General features: G+C 70.6%; 17 protein-coding genes. 10 read left to right on the top strand and 7 right to left on the bottom strand.

Features of this window, described 5'->3' with window-relative positions:
• The 3 genes from GT354_RS17135 to GT354_RS17145 all read right to left on the bottom strand — a co-directional run.
• Nucleotides 1-1,030: ATP-binding protein (locus tag GT354_RS17135; protein ID WP_161357167.1), on the bottom strand; the 1,030-nt coding region annotated here is incomplete at its 3' end.
• Nucleotides 1,031-1,224: 194 nt separating this feature from the next.
• Nucleotides 1,225-2,028 (bottom strand): enoyl-CoA hydratase, encoded by an 804-nt coding sequence (locus GT354_RS17140; RefSeq protein WP_161357168.1) that lies wholly within the window; start codon nucleotides 2,026-2,028, stop codon nucleotides 1,225-1,227.
• Nucleotides 1,956-2,558: a hypothetical protein gene (locus GT354_RS17145; RefSeq protein ID WP_161357169.1), complete on the bottom strand. Its 603-nt coding sequence runs from the start codon at nucleotides 2,556-2,558 to the stop codon at nucleotides 1,956-1,958. Before GT354_RS17145 ends, GT354_RS17140 begins: the two co-directional genes overlap by 73 nt.
• On the opposite strand from GT354_RS17145, the gene GT354_RS17150 reads away from it, so the two are divergent.
• Nucleotides 2,533-3,225, top strand: a complete 693-nt coding sequence (locus GT354_RS17150; RefSeq protein ID WP_237535046.1) for a methyltransferase domain-containing protein — start codon at nucleotides 2,533-2,535, stop codon at nucleotides 3,223-3,225. The genes GT354_RS17145 and GT354_RS17150 overlap by 26 nt on opposite strands.
• 107 nt (nucleotides 3,226-3,332) lie before the next feature.
• Here GT354_RS17150 and helR read toward each other — a convergent pair whose 3' ends face one another.
• Nucleotides 3,333-5,480, bottom strand: coding sequence for an RNA polymerase recycling motor ATPase HelR (gene helR, locus GT354_RS17155; protein ID WP_161357170.1), 2,148 nt, complete (start codon nucleotides 5,478-5,480; stop codon nucleotides 3,333-3,335).
• Nucleotides 5,481-5,958: 478 nt separating this feature from the next.
• Between helR and GT354_RS17160 the strand changes: the two genes are divergently transcribed.
• The 5 genes from GT354_RS17160 to GT354_RS17180 all read left to right on the top strand — a co-directional run bounded on the left by GT354_RS17160 (nucleotide 5,959) and on the right by GT354_RS17180 (nucleotide 11,639).
• Nucleotides 5,959-6,447 (top strand): hypothetical protein, encoded by a 489-nt coding sequence (locus tag GT354_RS17160; RefSeq protein ID WP_237535048.1) that lies wholly within the window; start codon nucleotides 5,959-5,961, stop codon nucleotides 6,445-6,447.
• 205 nt (nucleotides 6,448-6,652) lie between these two features.
• Nucleotides 6,653-6,946 (top strand): YciI family protein, encoded by a 294-nt coding sequence (locus tag GT354_RS17165; protein WP_161357171.1) that lies wholly within the window; start codon nucleotides 6,653-6,655, stop codon nucleotides 6,944-6,946.
• 268 nt (nucleotides 6,947-7,214) lie between these two features.
• The gene (locus tag GT354_RS17170) at nucleotides 7,215-8,966 is read left to right on the top strand and encodes a prenyltransferase/squalene oxidase repeat-containing protein (RefSeq protein ID WP_237535050.1); all 1,752 of its coding nucleotides are present in this window, start codon (nucleotides 7,215-7,217) and stop codon (nucleotides 8,964-8,966) included.
• Entirely contained in the window at nucleotides 8,963-10,015 is a 1,053-nt protein-coding gene (locus tag GT354_RS54065; protein WP_161357173.1) for a hypothetical protein, read from the top strand. Before GT354_RS17170 ends, GT354_RS54065 begins: the two co-directional genes overlap by 4 nt.
• Nucleotides 10,016-10,133: 118 nt before the next feature.
• Nucleotides 10,134-11,639, top strand: a complete 1,506-nt coding sequence (locus tag GT354_RS17180; RefSeq protein WP_161357174.1) for an acyltransferase — start codon at nucleotides 10,134-10,136, stop codon at nucleotides 11,637-11,639.
• Here GT354_RS17180 and GT354_RS17185 read toward each other — a convergent pair.
• On the bottom strand, nucleotides 11,576-12,001 hold the full coding sequence (locus tag GT354_RS17185) for a hypothetical protein (RefSeq protein ID WP_161357175.1): 426 nt from the start codon (nucleotides 11,999-12,001) through the stop codon (nucleotides 11,576-11,578). The two genes, GT354_RS17180 and GT354_RS17185, sit on opposite strands and share 64 nt — an antisense overlap.
• A 375-nt stretch (nucleotides 12,002-12,376) precedes the next feature.
• Between GT354_RS17185 and GT354_RS17190 the strand changes: the two genes are divergently transcribed.
• A complete protein-coding gene (locus GT354_RS17190; protein WP_161357176.1) occupies nucleotides 12,377-13,546 on the top strand; it encodes a winged helix DNA-binding domain-containing protein in 1,170 nt (389 codons plus the stop codon).
• Nucleotides 13,547-13,601: 55 nt separating this feature from the next.
• Here the strand turns inward: GT354_RS17190 and GT354_RS17195 are convergent, their stop codons facing one another.
• The gene (locus GT354_RS17195) at nucleotides 13,602-14,393 is read right to left on the bottom strand and encodes a helix-turn-helix transcriptional regulator (RefSeq protein WP_161357177.1); all 792 of its coding nucleotides are present in this window, start codon (nucleotides 14,391-14,393) and stop codon (nucleotides 13,602-13,604) included.
• 205 nt (nucleotides 14,394-14,598) lie between these two features.
• Between GT354_RS17195 and GT354_RS17200 the strand changes: the two genes are divergently transcribed.
• The 3 genes from GT354_RS17200 to GT354_RS17210 all read left to right on the top strand — a co-directional run bounded on the left by GT354_RS17200 (nucleotide 14,599) and on the right by GT354_RS17210 (nucleotide 16,685).
• Nucleotides 14,599-15,369, top strand: coding sequence for an SDR family oxidoreductase (locus GT354_RS17200; protein ID WP_161357178.1), 771 nt, complete (start codon nucleotides 14,599-14,601; stop codon nucleotides 15,367-15,369).
• 187 nt (nucleotides 15,370-15,556) lie between these two features.
• Nucleotides 15,557-16,252, top strand: coding sequence for a hypothetical protein (locus GT354_RS17205; RefSeq protein WP_161357179.1), 696 nt, complete (start codon nucleotides 15,557-15,559; stop codon nucleotides 16,250-16,252).
• Nucleotides 16,253-16,328: 76 nt separating this feature from the next.
• The gene (locus GT354_RS17210; protein ID WP_161357180.1) at nucleotides 16,329-16,685 is read left to right on the top strand and encodes a VOC family protein; all 357 of its coding nucleotides are present in this window, start codon (nucleotides 16,329-16,331) and stop codon (nucleotides 16,683-16,685) included.
• A gap of 43 nt (nucleotides 16,686-16,728) precedes the next feature.
• Here GT354_RS17210 and GT354_RS17215 read toward each other — a convergent pair.
• Nucleotides 16,729-17,113 (bottom strand): hypothetical protein (locus GT354_RS17215; RefSeq protein WP_202511983.1); only part of this gene is annotated, 385 nt, incomplete at its 5' end.

Genomic DNA, 17,113 nt, shown 5'->3' on the forward strand with positions numbered 1-17,113 from the left:
TCGAGATCGGCACCTCGCCGCTCGCGGCGCTCGCGGCTCCGCCGATCACCCACCGCGTGGCCCGGGCCTCGCGCGCGGCAGCGGCCGCGAGGCGCCGACCGGCGGTCTCGGACTCGCTCTCGGTCTCGGTCCCAGCCCCGGCCACGGAACCGGTGTGCGTGTGTCGTGCGTCGGCGAAGGTTTCCTCGGTGACGAGATCGTCGGCACCGGCCGCCCTCGGGTCGGCTTCCCCGGCGACGTCAACCGACTGCTCGTCGGGTCGGGCGCCCCAAAAAACATCCGTGCCTGTCACCCGTTCGGCTGCGGGGGAGTGGGCATCGGCACCCGGGCCGGCCGACTCGCCCTCGCCCGACGCGCGTCGAGTGGCCTCCGCCGCCACCCGGTCGGCACCGTCGGTACTACCGGTACCGGCATCGGCGTCGCCCACGACGGTCGTGCCACCCGCCGCCGGAGTCACCGCCGGAGTCGCCGCCGCAGGCGAGGTCGCAGCCGCGTCGTTCGTCGGCTGCGCCGCCCGCGCGTCGCCCGCCGGGGCGACCCGCTCCCGGGTCGCCCGCAGTACCGCGATCGGCAACCCCTCGGCCCGCCCCGCGATGTATCCGACCACCGCGGCCGAGGCCGCGTCCAGCCAGTGCGCGTCGTCGACGAGCAACACCACCGGCTGCTCGCGTGCCGCGATCGTCACCAACGCACATGCCGCCGCCGCGACGACGGCGCGATCGGCCGCGCCCGGCGCCAGGCCGAGCGCGATCCGCAGTGCCTGTGCCCTGGTGTGCGGCAGTCGCCCGATCCGCGGGTGCAGCGTCGCCAACAGCTGCCGCAACGCCGTGTACGGCAAGGCCCCGCCCCCACGCGGCCCCGCCGTCTGAAGCACCGTCAGTCCGCGCGCGGCCCACAACGCCTCGGTCAGGAGCGTCGTCTTGCCCGCCCCCTCGGCCCCGCGCACAACGACGGCTCCGCCGTTGCCGGCGCGCGTTCGTTGCAGCAGCGCCGTGACGGCGGCCAGTTCGTCGTTCCCTCCGTGAAGCACGGACACTCTCCTCACATCTCGCTCACACCCCCGTGGTGTGGCCGGCGGCCCCGCCGGTTTTGTCGGCCGGGCCGCCGCACTGTGCCCCTGAGCCTGCCCCTTCCCGGTCAACACATGTTCAACATTCACTCAACGTGTGAAGTCGGGACCAAGAAATTACGTACATAAGACACTGACACCGAGCGGAAATCACGTCAGTCCTTGTACTCCGGCGGTCTCTTGTCCTTGCGGGCTCGAATCGCTTCCTCGAAGTTCTCGGTCGTCATGCGCACGTACAACTGGGCGTGCCCTTCGTGGTCCATGTGTGAATGCATGCTGCCGGCCTCCATGCCGGACCACAGCAACCGCTTGGTCACTTCCACCCCCACTCGACTGAAGCCGACGATCCGCTCGGCCAGTTCGTACGCGTCGTCGAGCAACTTCTCGCCCGGCACCACGCGCGACACGAGTCCGATCCGCTCGGCCTCCGTCGCATCCACGTCCCGTCCGGACAACATGATCTCGAATGCCCGGGAAGAACCGATCGCGCGGGGTAGGAGATAGCTGATCCCGAGTTCGCTCGCCGTGAGGCCGTTGTTGATGCCCGCGGCCCGAAAGTACGCGGTCTCGGAGGCGATTCGGATGTCCGTCGCGGTCGCGAGACAAAAGCCGCCGCCGATCGCGGGGCCGTTGATCGCGCCGATCACGGGCTGGTGCATGCGACGCAGACCCAGGATCACGTCGTCCAGGATCTCCATCGAGCGGCGCGCGATGCTGGTTCGAGTGAGCCCCTTGATCCCGGGGATTCGCCCCGAGTTCTCCAGGTCGGCACCGGAGCAGAAGCCCCTCCCCGCACCGGTGAGAACGACGACACGCGTATCGTTGTCCGCGCTCACCGCCTCCAGGGCCTCGCGAAACGGGACCATGACATCGAAGGCCATGGCGTTCATCCGATCGGGTCGGTTGAGGGTGATGAGCGCGACGTGAGGGCGGGGTTTGTCGACAAGTACGAAAGACATGGGGGCGTCATCCTCGGCAGGGTTGAGGGGCGAACGGAAGCGGATCGAGCGGCATCGGGCCGGGCGACCGTGAAGACCGTGAACACGAACACCACGAGCGCGGCACACACGGGGGCTGCGAGCACGGGGGTCGCAGACATGGTGGCGGCGAACGCGAACGCGAACGCGAACATGAACGCCAAGGCGGGCACACGCGCGAACGCGGGCACGAACACGGACCCGACCGCGAACACGGACCGGACCGCGAACACGGACCCGACCGCGAACACCGACACGGGTGGCAATACGCGTGCCGGTGCGAGCGGCAACGCGAACGCGACATCGAACGCGCCGGCGAGCGACGTGGTCGTGGATCCGGCCGAGCCGGTCGCGTCGAACGCGCGCGAAAGGCTCGCGAGCGCGACGACCGCCGACGGCGCGACCGCGGAAGCGGCGGCCGAGGGCTGGACGACTCGCCTGCGCGCGGCCGTTCGTCGTTGGTGGTTCGGGACACCCGAGCCATTCTTGACTAAGTCAACGAAGCCGCTCAAGGTCGATCCGCGTTCGTTCGACTCCTTCGCGGGCGACTACGACCGTTTCGCGGGCATGTGCGACCCCTTGGGCGAGTGGCTGGCCGGCCTCGAACTGTCCGGCGGCCGGGCCCTGGACGCCGGTTGTGGCTCCGGCCGACACGCGTTCGCACTGGCCGCCGGGTACGACGAGGTGGTCGCGGTGGACCTCAGCGCGCCGCTGATCGAGGTCGCGAGGATGCGCCGACCCCACGAGCGCGTCCGGTACGACATCGCCTCCCTCACGGACGTGCACGACGCCGCGGGCTTCGACCTGGTGCTGAGCATGACGACGCTGCACCACGTCGACGACCTGCCGGCGGCCTTGGTCCACCTCAAGTCCCAGGTGCGCCCGGGCGGTCGGATCATCCTGGTCGACAACACGGCGGACCGGCCGACCCCGGCCCGCCGCGCTTATGTGATCGGCGCCGTCCGCGAACTGCGCGAGGACCTGCGCCGGTTGTCGGCGCGCGACGCGTGGTGGCTATACCGCTTCCGCACCGGAAGCGCGTGGCTCGACCACCTGATGTCGGACCGCTACCTGTCGCGCTCCCAGTACCGCCGTCGATACGGTCGAGTCTTTCCCGGCGCCGAGTTCACCGATCTCGACTTCGCGACCGCGATGCGGTGGACCCGCCCGAAGGACTGAATCGGATCGAGCCGCACACGGGTCGTGCCGACAGCCCGTCCACCACGGTGCTTTCCCCCCGTCGCGCGCTGTAACCGGCCCGACGCCGGGCGTTCGTCGGCTCGACGTCAGGAACTGGTGAGAACGACGAGTTGCCGGGTGGCCCTGGTCATCGCGACGTAGTGGTCGACCGCGCCCTCGATGCCCGCGCCGAACGCCTGCGGGTCGACGAGGACGACCAGGTCGAATTCGAGACCCTTCGACAACTCCGGGGTCAGCGACCGAACGCGCGACGTCGCCTCGAAGGTGGGGTCGCCGATGACGCACGCGATCCCCTCGGCATGCGCGGCGAGCCACGTGTCGAGGATCGAGCTCAGCTCCGAGACGGAGCCGCGTACGACGGGGACACCACCGGCGCGAACGGAGGTGGGCACGTTGGCGTCCGGGAGCACGGCCCGGATCACCGGCTCGGCTTCCGCCATGATCTCCTCCGGCGTCCGGTAGTTGATGCTCAGGGAGGCCAGGTCGATCCGGTCGAGCCCGACCCGCTCCAGGCGTTCCCGCCACGATTCGGTGAACCCGTGCCTGGCCTGGGCGCGGTCCCCGACGATGGTGAAGCTCCGTGACGGGCACCGGAGCAGCAGCATCTGCCACTGGGCGTCGGTCAGTTCCTGAGCCTCGTCCACGACGATGTGCGCGAACGGCCCGGCGAGCAGGTCCGGTTCGATACCGGGCGCCGCGCTCCGGTCGACCAGGGCATCCCGTACGTCGTCTCCGCGCAGCATCGTGACCACCCCTTCGCCGTCGTCGTCGGCCTCCACGAGGGCGTCGACCACATGCACCATCTGCTCGCGTTCGGCGGCGACCGAGGCATTGTGCCGGCGCCTGCGTCGCGCATCCTCCGGGTCGCCGAGTCGCTGCCGGGCCGCGTCCAACAGCGGCAGGTCGGACACCGTCCAGGCCTGGGCGTTCGCCCGCTGAAGCGTGCGCACGTCGTCGGGGCCGAGCCAGGGAGCGCACATGCGCAGATAGGCGGGCACCGTCCACAGGTCTCCGACGAGGTCGGCCGCTTCGAGCAGTGGCCACGCACTGTTGAAGGCGGTGAGCAGTTCCTTGTTGCGCGACAGTGACCGGCGGAGCAGGTCGGCCGAGGTCTCGTCGCCGTGCTTGTCCACCAGGATGGTGAGCAGTTCCTCCCAGATAAGCTCGCGCGCGTCGTTGTGCGCGATGCCGGGCTCCGCGGCTTCGAACGCCTCGGCCCAGTCGGCGGCGCCCAAGCGGATGTCGGCCCAGTGGGTGGTGATCGTCATCGCCTTGGTGGGCAGTTCCTCGTAGAACCCGACGGCCTTCTCGATCGCCTTCACCAGGTCCGCCGACGACTTCAGCAGGGCCACGTCCGGATCGGCTTCGACCGCCGCCGCGGCTCCCTCGGTGACGAGGTCGCGCAGCGTACAGGTCTGCACGCCCTCTTCGCCGAGGCTGGGAAGGACGTCGGCGACGTAGCTCAGATAGGGCTGGTGCGGACCGACGAACAGCACGCCGCCCCGGTGGTGACCGAGGCGAGGGTCGGAGTAGACGAGGTAGGCGGAGCGGTGCAGGGCCACGACGGTCTTGCCCGTACCCGGGCCGCCGTCGACGACGAGAGCACCGGGGGATCCCGCCCGGATGATGGCGTCCTGGTCGGCCTGGATGGTGCCGAGCACGTCACGCATCCGCGAGGACCGGTTGTCGCCCAGACTGGCGATGAAGGCGGACTGGTCGTCGAGCGCGGCGTGCCCGACGAGGCCGTCGGAGGTGAACACCTCGTCCCAGTAGTCGCTGATCCGGCCGCGGGTCCAGCGATACCTGCGGCGGCTGGTCAGACCCATCGGATTGCCGTGGGTGGCTCCGAAGAACGGCTCGGCCGCGGGGGTGCGCCAGTCGATCAGCAGCCGACGACCCGCGTCGTCGGTGAGGCCCAGTCGCCCGACGTACACCGGGTCGGGGCTGTCCGCGCCGACCATGTGCCCCAGGCACAGGTCCAAGCCGAAGCGACGCAGCGCGCGCAGGCGAGCGGTCAGCCGGTGGATCTCGATGTCCCGATCCATCGCCTGTCGGCCTTTGCCGCCGGGCGACTTGCGTTCGGCGTCGAGCCGGTCGGACAGCTCCGCGATCGACTGTTCGAGGGATTGTGCGATGGCCGCGAAGTGCTGTTCGTCGCCGGCGATCAGCGTCGGGTCGGCCTTGGGCGAGAGATGGTCGGGAAGGTCGAACGCGCTGATGGTGAGGGAGTTCACCGGTATCGGCTCCGATCTGGGGTCGCCGGCGATCGCGGCATGCGGCAGGGTGCCGGGGGCGGCGGGACGAACCTGAGGGTCCTGACGAACGAGCAACGTTTCGCGCGACGCGTCCCCGGTGGCCGTTGTCGGTTCGGACGGCGGGGCTTCGCGGACGGGCGGACGTGCGGCGGGCGGACGCGCAGCGTGCGGACGGGTGGTTGCGGCGGTGTGGGGATACGGGTATATACCGATTCTCGTTCCGGGTTCGTTCGACGACGCGGGTGGTTTACGTGGACGCCGGGTCGGGTTTCGGCCCGGGAATCGGCTCAGGTCGATGATTGTGCGACAGGTCGGGGGTCTTGCCGCAAGGCCCCCGGTGCGCTATATGTTGGATGTGGCGAGGAGTGGATATTCCCCTCGCCATTCTTCGTTTCTCCGCCGCCGAAGCATCTCTGCGCAGACGTTCCTGTCGGTGCTCGCCGGCACGCTCGGGCGAATGACCCCTTGGACACTTCGCGACATCGAGAACGCGATCCGGGCCGGTTGGGACGCGGACACGTGCGCCTCCGAGGATCTGCCGAAGTGGCACACCGGCAACCCCGCGCGGGGGCAGTGCGCGGTGTCGGCGTTGGTGGTGCACGACCTGTTGGGCGGGGAACTCATGCGCGGCGAGGTCCGAGTCGGGGGCGAGCACACGGACTTCCACTGGTGGAACCGGTTCGCCGGCGTGGTGGAGATGGACCTGACGCGCGAACAGTTCGCTCCGGAGGAGATCGTCGGCCCCGGGACACCCGTCGAGCGGCCGACCGACGCGGGCCGCCACAACGCGAAGTATCGACTCCTGCGCACCCGTACCCTCGCCGCACTCGGCGCCGGAGGACGCGCGGAGCCTGCCGACGACCCGAAGGACGCGACCATCGACGACGCCACGACCGACGGCGCTCGCCGCACGGGCGAGGGTCTGTGCAGGTCGAGCGGTCGGTGAGACGGGCCGCCTCTCGGCGAAAGGCACGCTGTGGCTCCAGCCGAACGGTAGTCCACAGCGGCTATAGGTGGGCCCGGGGGCACCGATCTCACCGACCGACCGGTACAACCCCCGCCTTTCGCCGATCATTCCTCCCCTCCGCCGGAAAGTCGTCCGGCCCCGGACCGGTCGCGCTCGTCCACCCGACCGCCCATACGATCGACCCATGTTCGTGATCACCTTGACCTACGCCGTGCCCATCGAAGAGATCGACGTCCTGATGCCCCGGCATCTCGAGTGGCTCGACCGGCATTACGCCGCCGGGACGTTGCTCGCGTCCGGGCGTCGGGTGCCCAGGACCGGCGGGGTGATACTGGCGCGCGCGGCCGACCGGGCCGAACTCGACGCGGTGATCGCGGAAGATCCATTCGCACAAGCGGGCGCGGCGCTCTACGACATTGTCGAATTCGCGCCCACCAGGACCGCGGACGGCTTGGAAAGGCTTCTCCCGCCCGCCTGATGCGCCGTCAAAACCCGTTCATTTCCAGCTCATTCGATGTCGAATACTCACCAATTCAGACAACAAACGAGTACAGGGTTCCGCATTCACACCTACGGGTGATTTCGTGTTGGGAACACACCCGGTCGGGGCGATGGGGGTCGTCCTCGCTCCGGGCGGTCGTTCCCACGCCGGGCGACCACACCCGCGACCACATTCGTCGCTCGGTTTCGTACCCGAACTCAACGGCACATGCTTGCGACAGGGCGTGTGGGGGAGGCGCTGATCGATGCGCGTGCGAGATACCCAGCTGCCCCGGTGGTCTGCGGAGATGTTCGATCCGGGACTGGTCGAGGCGACAGCGCGACTGCGGTCGCGAGTGAGCGATTCGGTGCGATCGGACGGGGCCGTCCGCGGACCGTGCCGCAGCCGCGTCCTCGAATCGGCGCTGCTGTTACGGCTCCTGGAACGCAGCCGATTCCAAGGTCGTCCGCGACGCCGAGTCGCGGAGTTCCTGACCGGTCATCTGAAGAGCGTGGAACCGCTCGATCGGCTCCTTGCGACGATCGCTTTACGCCACCCCGAAGACACTTTCGAAAACGGGGCCGGGGAGTTGCTCGACCGATTCCTCGAACGCGCCCCCGCATTCCTCACCGCACGCAAACGCGTCCTGCTGGAGACCGTTCTGACGCTGCTCGGGCCGCCCCGCACCGAGCACCGCCCGTTCGATCCGACCGCGTTCGACACCGGCAACCTGCACCCGTGGGCGCACGTGCAGACCGTCGCGCTCAAGGTCGCCCTCGCCGGCCTCACCGGCCACCCGGACGCCGTCGCCCCGGCCGAGTCGGACCTGCTGTCGGACACCCAGGCCGCGGCCGGCATCTGGGAGGGCAACCTCCTGGTTCACCTGCTCGTCCTGCACGCGCTCGCCGGCCGGCCGGATCCGACCGGCCTGGTCGGCGCCGGCATCACCAAGGTACTGGCCCACCAACGCGCCGACGGCGGCGTCCCGTTCGTGACCGACACCGACACCTGGTGCTCCGTCACCGCGGGCGTCGCACTCGACGCGGCCGGCGCCCCGTACGAGGTCCGCCGCCGCGTCGGCGACCACCTCGCGTCGCGCCAACGCGTCGACGGTGGCTGGTCCTACACCGACGCCGCCGCCCTCGCCGACGTGGACGACACCTCGGTGGCCATCGAGTTCCTCCACGCGACCGACCCGCTGCGCTACCGCCGCACGATCGACTTCGGGCTGCGCGCGTTATGGGCCTACCAGGGCCCGGACGGCGGATTCCCGACGTACGTCACCGGCGCACCGTCCGAAGCGTGCATGACCGCCGCGGCCGTCAACGCGCTCAGCGTGCGCGCGTCGCGACACGTGGGACGGATCACCGCCGCACGACGATTCCTCGCCGCCGCGCAGCACTCCGACGGGACGTTCGACCCGGATTGGAGCCGCAGCCGCTTCCACGCGGTCTTTCGCGCCCTGCTCGCCACCCACGCGCGCGGCCCCGACGCCTACCGCGCGACCGTCAAACGGGCCCTGGTCGCCGTTCGCCACGGCCAAAACGCCGACGGCGGGTGGGGCCAGCAACCCGGCGACCCCAGCGACGCGATCAGCACCGCGTACGCCCTGATCGCGCTGTGCCGACAAGAAGACCCCCAGCCCCTGGTCCGCGGCGTCGAGCACCTGCTGCGCGCGCAACGCCCCGACGGCGGCATCGAATCCATCCCGGACATGCTCGGCACGAGACCGTTCCTGTACGCGGTACCGTGCCTGGCCGACCACTTCAGCCTGCTCGCCCTGGGCCACCTCGGCCACCGCGTCACCGACCGCGCCCACGACGTCGCGGCCCCTCGCGGCCCCGGTTCGAGCGTCGGTCCCGGCCGCGCGCTCAGCGTCCTCGGTACCGCCTCGGGCCGAACCAGGGGCCTCGCCAAAGCCGCGCCGGGCAAATCCGCCGTAGGCAAAGGCGCGTCGACCAAGGCGATACCCGGCAAAGCCACCCCGACGCAGACCGGCGAAAGGAGCCCGGCGTGAGCACACCGACGGCCCTCGATTTCCCGATCACCTTCCACCTGCCGCAGCTCGCGAACCTGCTGCCGATGAAGTTCCATCCCGAAACCGACCGCCTGATGCGCGAGTCCCGCTGGTGGGCGCACCGCCACCTCGGCTTCGCGTACGCGCACGACGCGGCCCGGATCGACAAGAACGTGGACGGCACCCTCCTGGTGTCGCTGTCCGTCCCACACGCCGACTACGAACTCGCCCTGACCACCGCCAAGGTGATGAACTACCTGATCGGCATCGAGAACAGCCTCGTCGACATGGCGGGCCTGGGCGGCAGTTCGTTCGCGACCCGCAACGTGTTCGGCCGGTTCATGTCCGACCTGCTCGGGTGGGGCGACGGCTCGACCCCGCTGCGCGAGGACTTCACGTGGCTGCGCAACCGGATGCCGCCCGCGCGCTGGACCCGGTTCGTGTCGTACATGGAGGACTTCGCGCACGGCTTCACCACCGAGCTGGAGAACTGGCGGCGGGCCGGGATCTCGGACTACGACACCTACATGAGCGACCGCCGGCACAGCCTCGGCGTGCGCTGGCTGTTCGGATTCGCCGAGGAGGGAGTGCCCGGCGTCGCGCTGTCCCAGGAGATCTTCCGCGATCCGGACATGATCGCGATCCACGACACCGCGATCGACGGATACACCCTCATCAACGACCTCGTCTCCTATCGCAAGGAGCTGGTCATGGACGACCGGGTGAACCTCGTCTACTACCTCAGCGAACACGAGGGCCTCGACCTCGAAGGCGCGATGAACAAGATCTGCGGCCTGATCGACGAGACCGAACGCAAGTTCGTCGACCTGCGCGAGCGCATCACCGCCGGCCCGTTCGGCCGGGAACCGGGGCTGCGCCCCTACCTCGACGAGGTCGGCCACGTGATGACCTCGAACCTGTGGTGGGCCGGCGTCAGCAAGCGCTACGAACCCGCCGGCCTCGGCTGGGACGGCTCCGCCCCGGGCACCATGACGTTCCACCGGGACCGGGCGGTGTTCGTGCCGGACCCACCGGCCGGCGGCGGCTGACGCCCGCGCCCGAATCCCATCCGGCGTCGCCCACCTGCCCAGACGCCACCCGCGGCGACCCCCACGCGGCCCGGCGTCCCCCGGGCCGGGGGTCACCGCGCGCGTTAATCATTCACTCATGTACGACGCCCATGCTGCCTACATGGACTTCCTGCGTCGCGACATCTCGCGTCCTGCCGCGCCGGTCCCGCTCGCGACCGCGCCGACCGCGTCGAGCGCGCCCAAGACTTCGCCGACCAGACCCGCGACGGTGGTGCCCGAGCGCGAGGCCGAGCCCAAACCCGAGCCCGAGGCCGTCTCGGCCGGGCGAGCCGAGGCCGCGCCCGTCGGTGTCGAGACCGCGACGGTCCGAGCCGAGGCCGTGCCCGTGCGGGTCGTATCGGGCCCATCCGAACCCGACGCCGACGCCCCCGCCCCCGCTCAGGCGCGTCGCGCGCACCTTCACCGCGTGGACCTCATGCGCGTGGTCGCGTTCCTGTGCGTGATCCTCGTGCACGTCATCACCGTGACGTACCCGCTCCTGACCGAGGGCCCCGCCGCCACCCAGCTCGTGCTGCACTCCACGCGGGCGGTGTTCTTCTTCGTCAGCACGTTCGTGCTCTGCTACGGCGCCTACGAACGGCCGCCGCGCGCAGGCAGGTTCGTCGCCCGACGGCTCAAGCTCCTGGGCGTCCCGTACCTGCTGTGGACGATCGCCTACTGGGTGCTCGGCGACTGGTGGCGCATCCGCGACGACCACGCGGCCGCGCTCGACGACCTGCACATCGCGCTCCTGTGGGGCGCGTCCTGGTACCACATGTACTTTCTGCTCGTATCGCTCCAGATCGGCGTGCTGTTCCCGCTGATCCTGCGGCTGGTGCGGGCCACGGCCGGGCATCACGCGGTGCTGCTCGCGGTGAGCGCGGTGGTCCAGTTCGGCGCGCTCGCGATCACCTTCCACCCGACGCCGCTGACCGGGTGGGCGGGCTGGTACCAACTGCACGGCTACATGCTGTTGCCCACCTACGGCTGCTTCGTCGTGGCCGGCGCGCTCGCCGCCGTACACCTCGATCGCCTGCACGCGTGGGTCGTGGGTCACACCCGGACGATCTGGATCGTCGTGCTCGGCACCCTCGCCGCCACCCTCGCGTGGTATCGACACACGGTGGCCGACGGCCGCGACAGCGCGTCCTCGTCGATGGCCACACAGCCGGTCAGCCTGGTGTGGGGCCTCGCCGCGGTGCTCGCGCTGTACGCGATCGCCACCCGTTGGGAGCGGGCCCGAGTGGCGGTGCCGAGCCGACGAGTGGCCGCGCTCGGCGCCCGACTGGCGTTCGGCGTCTACCTCGTACACCCGATGATCCTGCGGCTGGCGCAGACCAGCGGCTTCACCGACGAGCTGCCGTGGTCGACGCCCGTCGACACGGTCGTGCTGCTGGTCGTCGTCACCGCAGCGTCCGCGCTGTTCGCGTGGCTGGTGGGCCGAACGCCGCTGAGTCCGTGGCTGCTCGGGCGCGAGCGCGGAAGGCGCACCGGCCGCAGGTCGACACCGGTGCGGAACTCCCGGTCGGTGCGCCCCGGTCAGCACTCCGGGAGCAATTCCTTCATCGAACCGGTCGTCTCCAACCACGCCTCGGGGGCGTAACCCTCGCCCTGGGGTGTGGTCACCAGGACCCACTGGTCGCTCCGGCCACCGCGCCATCCGTACACGTTCGGGCCGTCGGACCGGCACGTCGCGGTGAGTTCGGTGCCCGTGGTGAGGGTGGAGATCGTCTTGCCCTTGCCGGGACGCTCCCTTATCTCCAGGCCGATCGCCTGACGGGCCGTCACCGGGGTCTTCACGGTCGACTTCGGCTTGGGCACGGCCGTACTGCTCGCCGTCACGGACGACGACGCGTTCGTCTGCACCTTCTGGTCCTTGGACTTCTTGCCGTTGTCGCTGCCGGTCTGGGAGAAGAGCCAAAATCCCAGGATCACCAGCACCCCGACGACCACGGCCCCGATCACCAGGCCGCTCCCGTTTCTGCCCGGGCGTGGCCCACCTCCGGCGCTCGCCGCCCTACGGGCGAGCGTCATGCGACGCCAATCGAACCGTGGGCTACCCGCAGACGGCATGGTGACTCCTTCAGCAAAATGCAAACAGGCGTGCGGTCGAACACAGTCGGGCAGCCCGACGTGGTGTCGAGCAGGTCGGACACGTCGGGCACGTGGATCATTTCGAACATGGTGGAACGCGGTCGAACAAGACGGAACACGAGCAGACTCGGTGCAACCCGGCGCACGATCTTCCGTCCGCCGGTCCCCGCCACGGTAAAGCGATCCGCTTTCGCCGCGCCGTATGATTCCCGGCCACATGTCGGGCCCGACCCCTATGGTCGGCCCATGACCCCTGTGTTGCCGCGGATCACCGACGACGAACGAAGAGCGCGATTGGGCGTTCGGCACCGACTGGCCCCGAGCGCGCGAGCCGCGCACGCCGAGGACGCGGCCCGCGCCGTACTGCTGCTGCACGCCACCGATCCCGCCACGGTGTACGTGTCCACGTGCGCGCGCCTCGCACGCCCCTCGTTCGCCGAGGTCGAGCGCGCGCTCTACGACGAGAAGTCGTTGATCCGGATGCCCGGCATGCGCCGCACGGTCTACGTGGTCCCGCGCGAGATCGCGCACGTCGTGCAGCGCTCCAGCACCGACGCGGTCGCGGTCACCCAGCGCCGGGTGATGCTCCAGTTCCTCGCGTCCGGCGGCTTCGACGAGGCGTGGCTCGACGACGTCGAGGCGGCCACCGTCGCCGCGCTGACCGACCTCGGCGAGGCCACCGCGATGGAGTTGGGCGCGGTCGAGCCACGCCTGCGCACGCAGATCCGGGTCGCGATCGGCAAGCCGTACGAGGCCAACCAGGGCGTGTCCACCCGCCTGCTGTTCACCCTGTCCTGCGAAGGCAGGATCGTTCGCGTCCGCCCCCGCGGCTCGTGGCTGTCCAGCCAGTTCCGCTACGCGATCGCCCCCGAACTGCCGGCGATCACCAAGACCGACGCCAAGGCCGAACTCGTGCGCGGCTGGCTCGCGTCCTTCGGCCCGGGCACGCTCGACGACCTCAAGTGGTGGACCGGCTGGACCCTGGCCGACACCCGCCACGCGCTCGCCGCGATCAAGGCCGTCGAGGTCCGCCTCGACGACGACTCGATCGGCTACGTCCTGCCCGGCGACGAGGAACCGATCACGCCGCCCGAACCGTGGGCCGCGCTGCTGCCCGGCCTCGACGCCACCCCGATGGGGTGGAAGGAGCGCGACTGGTACATCACGCCCGAACTGCGCACACAGCTGTTCGACCGGATGGGCAACATCGGCCCGACCGTGTGGTGGAACGGCCGGGTGGTCGGCGGCTGGGCCACCCGAGCCGACGGCGAGATCGTCTGGCGCGCGCTCACCGACCTCGAACCGGAGGCGACCAAGGCGATCGACGCAGAGGTGATCCGCCACACCGAATGGCTCGACGGCGCGTGCGTCACCCCACGCTTCCGAGTCCCCCTGGACCGCGAACTGAGCGCCTGACCACGCGGGTTCGAACCGCGCGGGTTCGGACCACGCCGGCTCGGACCGCGCCGGTTCAGGCCGTAACACCGGGGCCCGTGGTGTACACGACGAGCAGCAGGTCGGCGTCACCGGGCAGCGCGAGCGTCTCGTAGTCGACGGCGAAGGTGCCGAACACCGCGTGCGCGAGCTGCTTGGTGCCGTGCGTCTTCTCGGTCACCTGATGCGCGTCCCACAACGGGCGAAAGCGCGGATTGCCCGCCGACAACTCCTCGACCAGCGCGGCCATCCGGCCGTCGCCCGGGCGGCGCGCGGCGTCGAGGCGCAGATACGCGACCGTCTCGGCGGCGACCGTGTCCCAGTCGGGATAGAACGTCGCCGCGGCGGGCGACAGGAACGCGTGCCACGCCATGTTGCGCTCGCGCGGTGCCATCGCGCTCAGGTCCATCATCGTGTCCATCGGCGCGTTCCACGCCAGTACGTCCATACACCGACCGAGCACGAACGCGGGCGCGGCGATCACGTCGAGCAGCACCTGAACGCCCGGCCGCACCGTCGTCGGGGTCGGCGTGCGCGCGACCCGAGTCGGCCGGGCCAGGTCCCACATGTGCTCGTACTCGGTCGGATCGAGCCGCAACACCCGCCCGACCGCGTCCAGGATCGCGTCCGACACGTGATGCCCGCGGCCCTGCTCCAGGCGCACGTAGTAGTCCACGCTCACGCCCGCGAGCTGCGCGACCTCCTCGCGGCGAAGCCCCGCGACGCGCCGCCGGCGCCCGAACACCGGCAACCCGACGTCCTCGGGCCCGATCCGGGCCCGGCACGCCCGCAAGAACTCGCCGAGCTGGGCGAATGACGCATCGTTCATGACCGAAGACTCTAGAAGACTCCACCGGGCCGCGAGGCACGACCCGTACGGGTCGCCGCGAAGGTGGTACGGGCAGACCCAGGAAAACGCCTGCTCTGGGTACGCGACGCCGGCGGCGACACAGTCGTCGATGTCACCGGAAAGCCGGTGACATCGAACCGCCGAGGCGCTCAGGCGCCGAAGCCGACCCACCCGGAGGAACCCCGTGAACTACCCCGCACTCGCCGGCCGCACCGCCGTCGTCACCGGAGCTGCGAGCGGCATGGGCGCCGCCACCGCCCGGCTGCTCGCCGCGCACGGCGCGAACGTCGCCCTCCTGGCCCGCCGCGAGGACCGCCTCAAGCAACTCGCCGCAGACCTCGAACCCACCGCCGCCGGCCGCCTCCTCGTCGCCCCGGTCGACGTCACCGACCAGGCATCGGTGGACGCCGGCGCCGCCCTGGTCCGAGCCGAACTCGGCCGGGTGGACCTGGTCGTCAACGCCGCCGGCGTCATGCTGCCCAACCCGATCGACGACGGCCGCGTCGACGAGTGGACCCGGATGATCGACACCAACGTCACCGGCGCCCTGCGGATGATCCACGCGTTCACCGCCGACCTCGTCGCGACCGCCGCCGCCGGCGGGACCGCCGACCTGGTCAACATCTCGTCGATCGGCGCCCACACGTTGTTCCCGAACTACGCGGTGTACGGGGCCACCAAGGCCGCGCTCACGTTCTTGTCCCAGTCCCTGCGCACCGAACTGGGCCCGCGCGACGTCCGGGTCACCAACGTCGAACCCGGCTTGACCGAAACCGAGTTGGGCAACCACATCGACAACGCCACGCTCGGCAACGACGGTCAACTCGGCGACATGTTCGCCGCGATCGGCGCGCTCGCGGCCGACGAGGTCGCCGACATCGTGGGCTACGTGGCGAGTCGGCCGCGGCACGTCAACCTGCGCCAGATCGTGGTCCAGCCGACCCGCCAGGCGTGACGGCACGCCCCTGCGAGCACCCCGGCCGGCTCCGCCGGGGCGTCGCCGCCGGGGTCCGTGATCGCGGTGGCCCCGGACGCGCGCCCGAGACCGCCGAGTGCGATCCGACCAGCGCTCGGTTGCGCTTGCGCGAGGGTGTTGACTACAACTTGTCAGGCCCGCCCGCCACCCGCACGAGGAGCCTCCCGTGGCGTTGTTTCGTCGCCAGTCCCGCAACCAGCAGAACGCCGCCTGGGGGCAGGATGTGCGCGGCGTCCTGATGAGCACCCCGCCCGATCGGATCAGGCCGCAACTGCGCCTGATGATCAGCCGGCCGGGACCGCACCTGGGCGCGCTCGGGATGGCTTGGCCGATCGGCGGTCGCGGCGACATCGTGGCCGTGGCGTGCGTCAAGGGGCCCGACGGCTCGGCGGTGACGGTCGAGGCGCCGATGGTGCAGCACTGGGGGATGGCCGCGGAGGACCTGTGGCTCCAGGCGGCCACCAACCTGCGCCACGAGGGCTACGGCGGCCAGCCGATGCAGACCCAGGACGGCAGCACCCTGCACACCCTGCTCGGCCAGGGCTGGCCCGGCTCCGCGCAACTGTTCCGGCTCGGCGAGGCGATCGGCGACCCGTTGCCCAACGGTGCGCTCGTGTCGCTGCCGACGGACAACTGCGTGATGGCACTGCCGATCACGACGACCCGCACACTGGGCATGGTGTCGTTCATCCTCGGCGTCGCGCAGTCGCTGACCCGCGACCAACAGCCGCTGTCGAGCGGCATGTACTGGTGGCACGAGGGGATCCTCGAGGAGTTGGAAGTGCGCATCGAGTCGCCCGAGCGTGCCCAGGTCAGCGGGTCCGCCCGGTTCGGCCGGGTCATGCAGGCGCTGCCCCGGTGATCGACCGCCCGGCCGATCGTCGGACCCACACCGGCACCCGCCCCGTTCCACCCCTTCGATCGATCGAGGTCACCTGATGCCCGTCGTCTTCTCCGAGCTTGTCTTCGACGCGAACGACGTCCCCGCCCTCGCCGAGTTCTGGCGGCAGGTCCTGGACTGGGACGCCACCGTGCAGGGCGACGAGATCGAACTGAGCCCGCCCGACCAGTCGATGCCCACGATCCTGTTCGTCCCGGTCCCCGAGGGCAAGGCGGTCAAGGACCGACTGCACATCGACGTGAGCCCCGCGCTCGGCTCGGACCAGCCCACCGAACTGGCCCGGCTGCTCGAACTCGGCGCCAAGCCGGTGGACATCGGTCAGGGCGACGTGACGTGGCACGTGCTGCTCGACCCGGAGGGCAACGAGTTCTGCCTCCTGCGCACCCCCAAGTAGCGGATTCGGCCCGGGGAGCGGGGGCGGCCTCGCGCGGGTCGGCTCACTCCTCGGTCACCCGATAGCGGTACAGCTCCCGCTCCACCGTCCACGTCCGGCCGCCCGTCGCCGGCAGGTCCGGGTCGGCCGCGTCGACCGGGATCGCCTCCACCCGCAGCCGCCCGGCGTGCACCCGCGGCGCGCCCGCGACGCCGTAGTACAGCTCGGCGGCGGCGTCGCGGTCGCCGTACGCGAGGATGCGCCCGTCCACCAGGACCGCGAGCGCGGGCCGGTCGGGGTCGAACAGGCCCCACGTGAGCGGGTCGCCCGGGTGGCCCAGGAACATCACGGTACGCGGCTCGGCCAACGCGAATCCGGTCAGCCGCGCCCGGGCGTCGCCGACGGCCGGGCCCATGTCCGCGGCGCCGTGGTCGAGCAGCGCGCGCAGC

This window comes from Streptomyces sp. SID3343 (assembly GCF_009865215.1).
Lineage (GTDB): Bacteria > Actinomycetota > Actinomycetes > Streptomycetales > Streptomycetaceae > Embleya.